Raw genomic sequence first — 13,159 nt, forward strand, 5'->3', positions numbered from 1 at the left:
GCCAGTACGCGCCGGTCCAGTGTAACGTCAAGCATACGTCGCAAGTTCTCACGAATCCATGGCCATTCAAGTCGTCACCGCCGATATCACCGAGCTGAACGCGGATGCCATCGTCAACGCCGCAAACCCTACCCTGCTGGGCGGCGGCGGCGTTGACGGAGCGATCCACCGCGCCGCCGGGCCCGAGCTGTTGCAGGCCTGCCGTGCCCTTCCACAGCTGACGCCCGGTGTGCGCTGCCCTACGGGCCAGGCCCGCATCACGCCGGGTTTCCGGCTGCCGGCGCGATACGTGATCCACACCGTGGGACCAGTGTGGCATGGCGGCACGCAGGGTGAACCTGCACTGCTCGCCGGTTGCTATGAAAACAGCGTGGCCTTGGCGCTTGCGCATGATCTCGATTCCATCGCCTTCCCCGCCATCAGCTGCGGCGTCTACGGCTATCCGCCGGAGCTTGCGGTTCCGGTCGCCTTGCTCAGCCTGCGGAGTTCGCTGCCCGCGGATGCAGCGATACAGATCGTCATCTGCTGCTTTGGCGAGGCGATGGCGTCGCTCTGGCATGCGGCGCTCAACGACGCAGATTGAACGGATAGAGCGGGGGCAGCGGAGATGCATCCGCTGTTGCATCTCCCTCTTTCCGCCAATCGAAACCGTCACGGAATGCCGCGGCCAAGCGATCGCCCAACCCGCTTTCTTCCGCGCCTGCGTAACGCTTGCGCTGCAGCGCGGCGATGACCTCGCGCTGGGGTCCCGATGCGAGAGCCTGCGACAGCTCACCTAGGTTCTGTATCTGTGGGCGCTCCGCCCGCGCCCAGCTCAACAGGCTGCCGACCTGTGCAGCCACGTCGGCACCACGCGCTGCCGCCAGAAAGGCCGCGCGCAAACGCGATGGCGAGGATGTCGATGCCGTCTCCTTAGGCGCGGCTGCGCCGCGCGAACGCCGTTGCCACCACCAGGCTGCGATGCTTGCAAGCCACAGCGCCAGGCTGGCCAGTGCAATCCAGCGCCACGGCGCGCCGTGTTCGACCGGCGCCGCCAGTGCGGGTGCCGCCTCCTGCGTCGCTGCTGGCTCCGTCGACACCGGGGTCTGGTTCGGCGCATTCGCGGCCGGGAGCACCGTGAAGGTCTGCGCCGGGATGCGCGCCACCTCGGGCTGGTCCGTCGACACGTTCCACCAGGTCAAGGTGGTTTCGGGAATGGTCAGCGTGCCGGGGCGATTGGGCACAATGGCAAAGCCCTGCTGACGGCGTCCCACCATCGACTGGCCATCCATGTGCGTGGCGTTGACCGGTTTGTCGGGATACACCGTGGCACCATCCAGCGATGGCAGGCTCAGGGCAGGCAACGCCTCGTAAGGCAGTCCCGTGGCCTGCACGCTCATGACCAGGTTCAAAGGCTGCCCCACACGCAGGTCGCCGTGCGAGGGACCTCCATCGAGACTCAGGCTGAGATCGCGTACCGGCAACCACGTCGTATGCCCCGCCCGTGCAGGTACCGTCTTTGCATCGAGCGTCACCGCCGGCGAGGAAGCCGACACCGGCGTACCGCTGCCGAAGAAGGCATTGGGGTCGGCCATGCTGACCATGTCGCCCTGGAACGCCACGGGAGGAATATCCAGGCGCCCTTCACGCTGCGGCGTCAGCGCATAACGGCGCTCGATGACGTTGTAGCGACGACCGCCCCGTTCCGCCTGGTAGTTGATCTCGTTGCCGAGCCGACGCACGTCGACGCCGGCCAACTGGGGATCTTCCAACGCACCATTGGTCAAGTCAGCGGCGAAGAACAGCCGCAACGTATAGACACGCTGCTGACCGACATAGCCATCTGCAGGATCGATCACGGCCTCGAGAAAGACGTCTTTACGGCCCGACGCCGCAGCATTGGGATCGGGCTGGTCCACCTGCAGCTGCAAAGCAGCCGTCGTGCCACCTGCAAACGCCAGCGGAGGGATGCGCAGGCTTCCCGTGTGCAGTGGACGCAACGCGACGCCAACGGTGACCTGGGCCGAACGCTGACCGTTGATGATGCTGATGCTGGTATTGCTCGAGGATCCGAGCACGGCGAAGTCATGCGACAAAGCGCTCAGGTCCGGGGGCTGCACCATGCCGCCGCCCTGTGAACGCAGGTTGAGCGTGACCGTTTCACCAAGTTCCACGTGCGTGCGATCGAGTGTGGCCTGCACGTCCGCGGCAGCAGCGGCCAGCGGCCACAACAGGGCAAACAGGCAGCACAGGATGGCGAGGTGGCGAAGCTTCACGGGGTATCGTCCTCCGGTGGCGTGGCGCCGTGGCGCTGCCGGTATTCGAGATCGAACTTGCGGCGCAGCAGCGCACCCGGATCATCGGGCACCCGTTGCAAGGCTTGCCGAACATCGGCGGGAAGCTTCGACTGGGCATCATCCGCCGGCACTTCACCAAGCTCGTGGGAGCTGCCTTCGCGCGACCTCTGCGACTTGCCCAACGCCTGGTCCATCTGCTTCTGCAATGCCTGTTGCGCCTGTTGCTGTTGCGCTTGCTGCCTGGCCTGCTGCTCCGCGGTCTGCGGCTGCATGCCGGACGCATCATCGGGTTGCTGGCCGGACTGATTGCGTCCGCTGGCATCCTTGTCGGTGCCGCTGCCTTGCGCATTGCCCTGCGCATGCTGCGAACGCTTGCCCTCGTCGCCGTTCTGCTGTTGCTCGTTCTGCCGCTGTCCGGATTGACCCTGGGCGTCATCAGGAGGCGTTGTCGACGGCCCCTGCCCCGCCTTCCCCTTGTTGTCCTGCGCGCCCTTTTCCTTGGGTGGCTGGGACGGTTGCTTGCGCATCCAGTCCTCGACGGCTTTGCGGTTGGAAGCCGCATCCGCATTCGCGGGATTTGCCTTGAGCGCCCGCTCGTAAGCGTCGAGGGCTCCCTGGTAATCGCCCTGCTTGGCAAGGACGTTGCCCAGGTTGTACTGCGCGTCACTGCCAGGTAGACCGTGCAACGCCTTGGCGGCCGCTTCGTAATCGCCGGCGCGGTAAGCCGCGGCGCCACGCAGCGCTGGATCGCGCGCGAGTTGCTGGGCTTCTTTCGCCTGGCCACGATCGAGCGCAGACGCCGCCTGTTGATCGGGGCGCTGCCACAGGTCGGACCAGCGGCTCGCGTGTGCCGTTCCCGGCAAGCCAGGAAGCAGCAACAGGGCCAGCATGACCAGCCAACCGCGCCGGAACGCCATGGCCGCCACCGGCAACAGCGGCAGCAACAGCCATGGGCCACGATCCTGCCATTCGTCACCGCGCTGATCCGCGGCCAGCATGGCGGCGCCGTTGGCTTTCAGCTCGCCGCGCAGGGCGTCGACATCAGCGTGTTCATCCGTCATCGGGACATAGCGGCCACCGCCCGCGTTCGCCAGGGCCTGCAGTGCTTCATCATCGCGACGAGCCATCGACAGGTCGCCCTGCGCATCGCGCTGGAAGCTCTGATCCGAAAGCGGTACAGGACCACCCTGCAACGTACCCACGCCAAGCACCGAGACGCGCACGCCGCCCTCGCGCGCCTTGCGGGCAGCGGTTTGCGCCGCGTCGTCCACGGTATCGGTGATCAACACGAGCGATCCCCCGCCTACCTTGGCATCCCGGATCAGCGCCGCGCCGCGTTCGATGGCCTGCGCCGCGTTGTCGCCGTCGACGGGCATCGTATCCGGGGCCAGCGCGTCGAGCAGTTCATTGAGGCTGGACGCATCCGTGGTGAGCGGCGCCACCACGAAGGCCTCGCCGGCATAAGCAACCAGTGCGTTGAGACCGTCGTGATTGGCTGCCAGGAGATCGCGCGCTTTGTAGCGGGCGCGGTCCAGACGACTCGGCGCCACGTCGCGCACCAGCATGTGCTGAGACAGCGACAGTGCCACGACCTGGGCGGCCCGTTGCGCATAGAGCGGCTGCGCGACGCGACTCCAGGTGGGACCCGCCATGGCCAGCGTCACAAGCAGCCACCCGATCGTGATCAACGCCGCGGGCGAGCGACGACGCTGCTCACGCCCCTGCAACAGGTGTGGCAACAACTCCGCATCGACCAGACGGACCAATGCCTCGCGCGCCACGCTGCGCCGTGCAACCAGCGCCAGCATTACCGGCAACGCCAGCAGCGCGAACAACCAGGCTGGTCGCAGGAAGTGGAACTGCTGCCAGGCTTCGCTCACGTCGCCATCTCCAAGCGGCGCGCGCGTGGCAGCGCAGTCGCAAGCCACGCCAGCACGGCAAGCGCGAGAGGCCAGCGGAACAGCTCATGACGAGGGCGCAGGGAGGGCCCTTGTTGATGCATGGGCTCCAGGGCATCGATGGCGCGATAGGCGTCCGTCAGTTGATTGGCATCGGTCGCGCGGAAGTAGCGGCCGCCCGTCTGCGATGCGATCTCGTGCAGCATGCCCTCGTCCAGGTCCGCCGAAGGATTGATCGTGTGCGTCCCGAACAGATCGGGGATGCTCATTTCGGTGGCACCGATGCCGATCGTGTAGACGCGCACGCCTGCGGCCTGTGCCGCATGAGCGGCATCCAGTGGCGCGATGTTGCCCGCATTGTTCACACCATCGGTGAGCAACACCACGACGCGCGCCTGTGCCGGCAGGTTGGCCAGCCGCTTCACCGCGACCGCAATAGCGTCGCCGATGGCGGTCTCGGTGCCTGCCAGGCCCACGGCGGCGCCCTGCAGCTGGGCGCGAACGGCATCGAGGTCATAGGTCAGCGGCGTGACGAGGTAGGCCCGGCTGCCAAACAGGATCAGGCCCAGCTCGTCGCCACCGCGGCGGGATATGAAGTCGCCAGCGATGGCTTCCACCGCTCCGAAGCGGCTGATGGAACGGCCGCCCAGCTGCATGTCATCCGTACGCATGCTTCCGGACAGGTCGACCGCCAACATCAACGCGCGTCCGCTTCGCTGCTGCGCCTGGGGTGGCCCCACCCATTGTGGACGAGCGGCCGCCGTCAGCAAACATAGCCATGCCAGCATCAGCGCCCACTGGCGCCAGCCACCCCGCGCCTGCTGTTCCGCCGAGGCCAGGTGAAGTCCCGGATGCGGCAGATGCAGCGCCTGGCCTGGCGCCGCGGCGCGCAGCAGGCGACGCAACAGCCACGGCAAGGGCAGCAGCACGAAAATCCAGGGCCACGCAAACTCAGACATGCCCACCCTCCGACGACAACGCAGCCAAGCGCACGCCCACCACCTTCTTGCCCTGTTGCCGCCACGCGGCCACGAGCCAACGGCGAACCGCAGCAGCAACGGCATCGACGTCGATATTTGCCTGAGGTCGATACAACGCGGTCTCTAGCGACATCAGCGCATCCAACGTCGGGGCATCCGTTGTCACCGAGGCCAGCACCGTTCGCCAGGCGTCGCCCCGACGCTGCGTCGCTCCGGCATCGAGGCGCAACGCGGCGCGCCGCAACAGCGCGTGAAGATCGGCTGCCAACCGCTGTGGATCCTGGCCATGCTGCGCCACCAAGACGTCGACTTCGGCCAGCAATGCGCCCTCGCATTCGCTGCGACGGTGTTGCCGCCGCCAAAACCAGAAACCTGCCACACATCCCAGCAACAACAACGCCATGACAATCCACCACCCCGGTGCGGGAGGCCACCAGGCGGGTGGGGGAGGCAGATGGATGTCCTTCAGAGCAGGCCCATGGGAGGGTGCGGTGAACGCCGCCGAGGCCATCGTCATCGGCGCACTCCCGGCGAGAGCAATGCCATCACCGCATCCAGCGGGTCGCTGGCCGTATCGATCGTGCGATGAAGCAGGCCGAGCGATTGCGCCATCGCATTGAGCCTGCTCTGTCCTGCGCCCAATGCCTGTTGGAACTCGCGGCGTTGGCGTTCACCGAACAGCACAACTTCCCGCCGCTCGCCTTCATGCTCGAGCGGGTAACGTCCTGCGGGCGGCAACGACAACTCCAGCGCGTCAGCCACCACCAAGACGCGTACGCCAGCCTTGCTGCTCAGATCAAGCAGACGGCCACGTGCGGATTCATCGCAACTCAGCCCGTCGCTGATCAGCAGCACGCGATTGGCGCCACGCATGAGCCGGCCCGCGCGCAGCACCGCATCCGACAGCAGCTCGCCATCAGATGACGCGATTGGCTGATCCCAGTCGGCAAGCGCCCCGCACACAGTAAGCGCACCACGCGTACCAGCCAGCGGTCGCAGCAGGCGGTGACCAGCACCGAACTCCATGAGACCGACGCGCTCGCCGGCACGGACCACGTACCACGCTGCCAGCGCAGCGGCACGAGCAGCCTGCACCGACTTGAAGCGCGCACGTGTACCGAAACGCATGCTCGCATGCGTATCCAGCAGGATCAGCAGGCGACCCTCGCGCTCTTCCTGGAACAGCTTCGTATGCAGCCGGCCGCTGCGCGCCGTCAGGCGCCAATCCATGCGGCGTACGTCATCCCCAGGCTGGTAGACGCGCGATTCCGCGTAATCCATGCCTCGGCCATAGAGACGGCTGGTCTGCTGCCCGGCACGCATGGCGTGGCTTTCGAGACGAGGCAAGGCGGCCTTGGCTACGCGCCCGCGGAGCGCCACGAGCTCGGCAAGTCGGACGCGGGTACGACCATCGCCATCGGGCGGAGTATCCAGTGTCGCGTTCACGGCAGCGGCACGAGATCCAGCACGCGCCTGATCACCTGATCGGACCGTACGCCCTCGGCCTCCGCCTCATAGCTGAGCAATACGCGATGGCGCAGCACTTCGTGGGCAATGGCGTGCACGTCTTCCGGCAGCGTGTAATCGCGACCCGCGAGCCATGCATGCGCGCGCGCGCACCGATCGAGCGCAATGGTGCCGCGTGGGCTGGCGCCCCATGCGATCCATCGCTTGAGTTCGGGGCCGTAGGCTCCCGCGTGACGGGTGGCCAACACCAGTTGGGTAAGGTATTCCTCGAGCGCCGGCGCCATATGCACGGCAAGCACCGCGTCACGGGCACTGAATACGTCCGCCTGGCTCAGGCTGGGGCGCTGCGCCGGCACGGGATGCAGACTGCGTCGGGCCTGCTCGCGCGCGAGCTTGAGAATCGCCAGTTCCGCGGCAGGATCCGGATAGTCGATCGTCACATGCATGACGAAGCGGTCGAGCTGGGCTTCCGGCAAGGCAAACGTGCCCTCCTGCTCAATCGGGTTCTGCGTCGCCATAACCATGAACAATTCGGGAAGCGCCCAGGTGCTGCGGCCGACAGTGATCTGCCGCTCCGCCATCGCCTCCAGCAGGGCCGACTGCACCTTCGCGGGCGCGCGATTGATCTCGTCAGCCAGGACGATGTTGTGAAACAGCGGGCCGCGCTCGAATTCGAAGTTGCCCGACTGTGGCCGGAACACGTCGGTACCGGTCAGATCCGCGGGCAGCAGGTCAGGTGTGAACTGCACACGGTGGAAATCCGTTTCGATGCAGCCCGCCAGGGCCTTCACCACCGTGGTTTTCGCCAAGCCTGGTGCGCCCTCCACCAGCAGGTGTCCATCGGCCAACAGTGCGATCAGCAGGCAATCGATCAGGTGCGGCTGGCCGATCACGCTTTGCTGCAGCTCATCGCGCACGCGCAGGAACGCCTGTTGCAGGCGAGATGAAGGCTGGGCCTCGGGCATGTCCATCGATGTTTCCGTCATGGGGGAGCGTAATGACAGACCTTACCGCGCCCCGGAAGTTTAATGCCCATGACTTTTGGCGGCATCGGTAACTTCCCGGTACCCAAAAAGAAAAAGGCGGCCGAAGCCGCCCTTTTCTCGCATTACCGCGAAATTCGCGATTACTGCAGGCTTTCGCTCAGAATGCGCGGCGTCACGAAGATCAGCAGCTCCGCCTTGTCGCTCTGGCGAGAGGTAGTCCGGAACAGGATGCCGAGACCCGGAATATCACCCAGCCCAGGCACCTTGGTGGCGCTGTTCTGCTTGGTGATCTCGTAGATACCGCCCAGCACCACCGTCTGGCCATTGTCGACCAGGACCGAGGTGTTGATCTCACGCGTATCGATGGTGGGGACCTGGCCACTGCCCGGCGCCGTCACATAACCGGCCAGCGCATCCTTCTTCACATTGATCATCAGATAGACGCGGTTATCCGAGGTGATCGTCGGCGTCACTTTCAGCTCAAGCACCGCGTCCTTGAACTGCACAGTGGCCGTGCCGCTACCAACCGCACCGGTGGTGCTGTTTTGGTACGTAACGTAGCCGATTTCCTGACCCTGACGGATTACCGCCTCTTGCTGGTTGGCGGTAATAACACGCGGACTGGAGATCACTTCGCTGCGTCCCTCGGTCTGCGCTGCCGACAATTCGAGGTCAAGAGCATAGTTCTTGCCAAGAATTCCCAGGGCGAAGCTGCCACCAGCGGTTTGAGTCGGCAGATTGACATTGAGGCCACTCGGCGAACCCGGATCGGTAGCGTTGGTCTTGCCGCCGGTAGAAAGTACCTGACCACTGGGATTGGTACGGCTACCCTGCACACCGAACTTCGCACCCAACTCACGGGTAAACGTGTCCGTAGCGATCACGATGCGCGATTCGATCAACACCTGCTGGACCGGTTTGTCCAGGATGGCGATGAGCTCACGCAACTGGCGAATCTTCTGCGGGTTGTCATTGATGAGCAGTGTGTTCGTGCGCTCGTCATACGACACGCTGCCACGTATGGAGAGAAACCCTCGCTGCGCGTTGGCTGCATTACCACCACCACCGCTGGTCGAACTATTCAAGCTTCCCTGCGTCAACAACTTAGCGATGTCCTTGGCCTTACCGTAACTGATCGGAACATAATCGGTGATCAGCTCGGCATTGTCCTCGGCCTTCATCCGCGCATCGGCAATGCTCTGCTCATACTTGGCCAACTCATCCTGCGGGGCAATCCAGATCACGTTGCCGTTACGGCGCTTGTCCAGACTCTTGGCACGCAGCACCACATCCAGCGCCTGGTCCCAAGGCACGTTCACCAGTCGCAGTGTAACGCTGCCACCCACGGTATCGGAGGCCACGAGATTCAGGCCAGAGATATCAGCCAGCAGTTGCAGCGCTGAACGGACAGGAATGTCCTGGAAGTTGAAGGTCACACGATTGCCGGTATACGTGGGCTCCTGCCCCTTGGCGAGCCTTGCGTCCGCCTTGGCGTCCTTCTTCTTCGGAGCTACCTCGACCACGTACTGGTTGCCACTCTGGTAGGCCGACGTTTCAATGGCACCGGTGGTGGCGATCTCCATATGAGCGCCGCCGCGCACGCCCGCCTTCGTCACAATGGACTGCACGGGCGTGGCGAAATCGAGCACATCCAGACGCTGGGCGAGGTTGGAAGGCAGACTGGCGTGGTCAATATCGACCACGACCTTGTCACCCTGGCGCTTCATGTCGGCATTGGCACCCGCGCTGCTGAAGTCAATGAGGATGCGACCCTCCCCATTCGGGCCACGACGGAAGTCGATATTGGACACCGACGGACCATTGGCCATCGAGGGCAGCGCCTTCGACGGATCGATCGTTGCTGCCGTGGTGGTGGTGCCAGCCTCGGTGCCGTTGTTCACGGTCAACACCAGGCTGTTGCCCTCCACGCGGGAGCGATAGGTGGAATCGCGTACCAGTTCAACCACGACGCGGGTGCGCCCGCCCGCGGAGACCGCGGAGACGCCTGTTGCCGCACCCTTGCCGATATCCAGGTGGCGAGGCGCCGCGTTGTCCGTGTCCGCAAAGTCAACCGCGATGCGGGGCGGATTGCCGGTAGTGAAGATCTTCGGTTCCGGCACCGGCCCCTGCGCGAAGTTCAGATGCAGCTCGATGCGGCCTCCCGGCAGCGTGTCGTAGCTGATGTCCTTCAGGGTGCTGGTGGCAGCCGCGGCTGCACTCGACCAGGCAGCGCCCAGTGCCAGCAGGCCTGCGATCATCGTATGGCGAGCCTGGCGCATGACACGGCCTCGAGCAGTTTTGGTTTGGTTCGTCATTGCATCAGCCCCTGTTTCTTATTTCTCGCCAAGCGCGATGCTGGCGGGACGTTCCATCCAGCCACCATTTCCGTTGGATACCAGCTCCACCAGGTCGATATGGTCCTCGCCGATGGCGGTAACCCGACCGTAGTTCTGGCCCATGTATTCGTTGCGGTGGACTCGGTGGATCACTCCCCCAGGATCCTTCACCAGCACTTCCATGCCTGCGCCGGTACCCACCGTGCCAACCATCTTCAGGCTGTCCAACGCGAACATTTCCAGCGGTTCCTTCGTACGGTTTTCGTCCGGACGCGGCCCCGCATTGCCGTTGCCCTGCTGCAGTTCGGCCGTACTCGGGCTGAATGGATCGCGCTTGTCCTGATCGGCGTACTGAAACGTTTCGAAAGTCTTGATAACAGGTAGCGCAGGAACCGGCGCGCCCTTTTTATGCTTTTCCTGATCGACCCAATCGCGTAGGTCGGACATACCGCGCGTGCAGCCGCTGAGCACAAGTGCAACAGCCAGCGTCAATACGATGCGCGTCACCTGGGCGGGCCTGATGGCAGTCAACTTGCTCATTTCTGCCCCCCTGTTTTCGCGCTCGCCTTGCCCGGCGGCGCCTTGCCTGTCACCGACTTCGCATTCGCCGCCTTGGCCTCGGCGCTCTCATCGTCCTCGAGATACCGGTAGGTCTTTACCGTACCCTGCAGCACCAGCAGGCCACTGCTGGCACGCCCCGTCTTCGTATCCTTGTCCTTCGGTGTCAGCGAGACGTCGTGCAGGGTGAGAATCACCACGCGAGGTAACGAGGCGACGCCGCTGATGAAGGTGCCAAACTGGTGATAGGTACCCACCATGCGCAACTGGATCGGCTTCTCGGCGTAGAAGTCCTTTGGCGCCTCGGGCCCCGGCTGGAACAGCTCGGTTTCCAGACCCGCCGACAAAGCCGTTTGCGAGATATCCACCAGCAGCTCGGGCATTTCCGTTTTGCTGGGCAGCTGGCGCAACAATTGGCGCAGCATGTCCTGCATCTCGTCGAGTTGCTGCTGCAACGCCTCGAGATTCACCGACTTGGCCTGCTTCTGGGAGAACTCCTGCTTGAGCTGGTCCTCCTTCTTGGCCGCCTGCTCCAGGGTGCTCTGCTGGTCACTGACGTACAGGTACCAGCCCAGGAACACGACCACGACAAAGACCAGGGCGGTGAAGAAGATCTTGATCGATTTCGGCCAGCCGCCGATGTTGTTGCGGTCGAGGCTCTGCAGGTCATTGAGGAACTTCATGACTTGGCTCCTCCATTGCCTGCCTGGCTCTCAGGCTTTGTTCCCACGGTGGCCGCGGAGGCCGGCTTTGCCGACAGCGCGCCAGCGCCACGGCCCGCCGCCGCGTTAGACGCCGGTTTCGCGCCCGCTGGCGTTGTGTTCGGAAGGACCGGCGTATGCGAATCATCTTCGCCGTTGTCGCCGTCCTCCTGCTTCGGACGGCTCAATGCCACGTCCAGGCCAAACGCGTAAGGCATGCGGGAGTCGCCGTGCGTGTTCTCGGTCTTGCGCAAATCGGCATGCCCCATCCAAGGCGATGCCTCGATATTGCGCATGTACTCGGCGACGCTGGCATTGGACTGCGCCACACCTTCGAGCGTCATCGAATCGCCGACCTGCTTGAGGCCTCCCAGGCGTGCGCTAGCCGGAATGGTCTTCACCAGCTCATCGAACAGGTGGACCATCTGCGAGCGGTTCGCCTGCAGCTGCTCGATAATCTGCTTGCGGGCCAACAAGCGCTCACGAACCTTTTCCAGATCCTTGATCTTGGCAATCCGCTCATCGAGCTGCTTGATCTCCCCCTGCAGGTAAGCATTGCGGTCGCCCTGGTTGTCGATGCGCATGCCCATCCAGAACACCCACAGGACCAGGACCAGCACCGCCGCCACGAAGGCGGCGCCCAGCTGCATGAAGAACTCGCGCTCGCGCTGCTTGCGGCGCTCGGCGCGCCACGGAAGTAGGTTGATGTGTGCCATCAGTCGAAGCTCCTGAGCGCGAGGCCGACCGCGATCATCAGCGCCGGTGCGTCCTGGGCCAGCGACTGCGCCTGCACGCGCGACGACAGCGACATGCGCGCCAACGGATTGGCCACTACGCACGGCACGCCCAGCTGATCCTCGAGCATCGGACCGATGCCCTCGATGGATGCGCAACCACCGGCCAGCACGACCTGGTCGACCTTGCTGTATTCGCTGCCGGCGAAGAAGAACTGCAGCAGGCGGCTGATCTGCTGGATCAGCGATTCCTTGAACGGTTCCAGCGCCTCGCTTTCATACGATTCGGGCAGACCGCCCTTACGCTTGGCGCGACCGGCTTCCTCGTAGGAGAGACCGTAGCGGCGCATGATTTCGTCGGTGAGCTGCTTGCCGCCGAAGACCTGTTCGCGCGAGTAGATGGTGCGCTGGTTGCGCAGCACCGACAGCGTGGTCATGGTGGCGCCGATGTCGACGACCGCGACCAGGGCGTCACGCCCCACGTTCAACTGGTCGGCCACCATCGCGAACGCGTTTTCCATCGCGAAGGCTTCGACGTCGATGACCTTGGCGGAGAGTCCGCCGAGGTCCAGCGCGGCCACGCGCATGTCCACGTTCTCGGTGCGCGAGGCAGCGAGCAGGATGTTGTTCATTTCCGGGTTGTCGCGCACCGGTCCCAGCACCTCGAAATCGAGACTCACTTCCTCGATCGGATACGGGATGTATTGGTTCGCCTCGACCTGGATCTGGCCTTCGAGGTCGTCGTCGGAGAGTTCACTCGGCATCGGAATGATGCGGGTGATCACCGCCGAGCCCGCCACCGCTGCCGACGCATGCTTGAGCTTGGAGCCCGAGCGCGCCAGTGCGCGACGAATGGCCTCGCCCACCGCCTCGACCTCGACGATGTTCTTTTCGACCACTGCATTAGGGGGCAGTGGCTCAACCGCGTAGTGCTCTACGCGATAGCGACCGCCGGCTTGGCTGAGCTGCAGCAACTTGACGGCTGTCGAACTGATGTCGACACCAACAAGCGGCGGCTTCTTGGGTGTAAAGAGCCCCACGATTTTCCCCCTTGCCCCTGAACGCCCCCACCTGTATCGGAGGGATACGCGACGGCATTAAAACCAAAAATTAATGTAATGGCAACGGCCTACGAGCTTTTTCTCGACTCATTCGCGTGACGGCATCCACACTTGGCCGAACTTGTCGATGGCCTGTTTCTTGCTGTGATGTGCTCGGTTCAT

The 13,159-nt window shown here is 64.2% G+C and carries 12 protein-coding genes; 1 reads left to right on the plus strand and 11 read right to left on the minus strand.

The features are described from left to right. The first annotated feature begins 58 nt into the window (after positions 1-58). A complete protein-coding gene (locus tag EPB08_RS14240; protein WP_130619753.1) occupies positions 59-583 on the plus strand; it encodes an O-acetyl-ADP-ribose deacetylase in 525 nt (174 codons plus the stop codon). On the opposite strand, the gene EPB08_RS14245 is transcribed toward EPB08_RS14240, so the two are convergent. The 11 genes from EPB08_RS14245 to EPB08_RS14295 form a co-directional block, all read right to left on the minus strand. After that, positions 567-2,255 carry a BatD family protein gene (locus EPB08_RS14245; protein ID WP_130619754.1) on the minus strand — a complete coding sequence of 563 codons (1,689 nt, stop codon included), beginning with the start codon at positions 2,253-2,255 and terminating at the stop codon, positions 567-569. The genes EPB08_RS14240 and EPB08_RS14245 overlap by 17 nt on opposite strands. Beyond that, complete coding sequence (locus tag EPB08_RS14250) at positions 2,252-4,156, minus strand: tetratricopeptide repeat protein (RefSeq protein WP_130619755.1); 1,905 nt, start codon at positions 4,154-4,156, stop codon at positions 2,252-2,254. Before EPB08_RS14250 ends, EPB08_RS14245 begins: the two co-directional genes overlap by 4 nt. Further along, positions 4,153-5,133 carry a VWA domain-containing protein gene (locus tag EPB08_RS14255; protein ID WP_130619756.1) on the minus strand — a complete coding sequence of 327 codons (981 nt, stop codon included), beginning with the start codon at positions 5,131-5,133 and terminating at the stop codon, positions 4,153-4,155. The genes EPB08_RS14250 and EPB08_RS14255 overlap by 4 nt, the downstream gene beginning before the upstream one ends. Then, the gene (locus EPB08_RS14260; protein ID WP_324615293.1) at positions 5,126-5,671 is read right to left on the minus strand and encodes a DUF4381 family protein; all 546 of its coding nucleotides are present in this window, start codon (positions 5,669-5,671) and stop codon (positions 5,126-5,128) included. The genes EPB08_RS14255 and EPB08_RS14260 overlap by 8 nt, the downstream gene beginning before the upstream one ends. After that, entirely contained in the window at positions 5,668-6,600 is a 933-nt protein-coding gene (locus EPB08_RS14265) for a DUF58 domain-containing protein (protein WP_130619757.1), read from the minus strand. Before EPB08_RS14265 ends, EPB08_RS14260 begins: the two co-directional genes overlap by 4 nt. Next, the gene (locus EPB08_RS14270) at positions 6,597-7,592 is read right to left on the minus strand and encodes an AAA family ATPase (RefSeq protein WP_130619758.1); all 996 of its coding nucleotides are present in this window, start codon (positions 7,590-7,592) and stop codon (positions 6,597-6,599) included. The genes EPB08_RS14265 and EPB08_RS14270 overlap by 4 nt, the downstream gene beginning before the upstream one ends. A gap of 155 nt (positions 7,593-7,747) precedes the next feature. Next, entirely contained in the window at positions 7,748-9,886 is a 2,139-nt protein-coding gene (locus EPB08_RS14275) for a type IV pilus secretin PilQ (RefSeq protein ID WP_130619759.1), read from the minus strand. A gap of 54 nt (positions 9,887-9,940) precedes the next feature. Further along, positions 9,941-10,483: a pilus assembly protein PilP gene (locus EPB08_RS14280; RefSeq protein ID WP_130619760.1), complete on the minus strand. Its 543-nt coding sequence runs from the start codon at positions 10,481-10,483 to the stop codon at positions 9,941-9,943. Continuing rightward, positions 10,480-11,184 carry a type IV pilus inner membrane component PilO gene (locus tag EPB08_RS14285; protein WP_130619761.1) on the minus strand — a complete coding sequence of 235 codons (705 nt, stop codon included), beginning with the start codon at positions 11,182-11,184 and terminating at the stop codon, positions 10,480-10,482. The genes EPB08_RS14280 and EPB08_RS14285 overlap by 4 nt, the downstream gene beginning before the upstream one ends. Then, positions 11,181-11,918: a PilN domain-containing protein gene (locus tag EPB08_RS14290; protein WP_130619762.1), complete on the minus strand. Its 738-nt coding sequence runs from the start codon at positions 11,916-11,918 to the stop codon at positions 11,181-11,183. Before EPB08_RS14290 ends, EPB08_RS14285 begins: the two co-directional genes overlap by 4 nt. Further along, positions 11,918-12,976 (minus strand): pilus assembly protein PilM, encoded by a 1,059-nt coding sequence (locus tag EPB08_RS14295; RefSeq protein ID WP_130619763.1) that lies wholly within the window; start codon positions 12,974-12,976, stop codon positions 11,918-11,920. The genes EPB08_RS14290 and EPB08_RS14295 overlap by 1 nt, the downstream gene beginning before the upstream one ends. Between the last annotated feature and the right edge of the window lie 183 nt (positions 12,977-13,159).

The organism is Dyella amyloliquefaciens (assembly GCF_004296575.1).
Lineage (GTDB): Bacteria > Pseudomonadota > Gammaproteobacteria > Xanthomonadales > Rhodanobacteraceae > Dyella > Dyella amyloliquefaciens.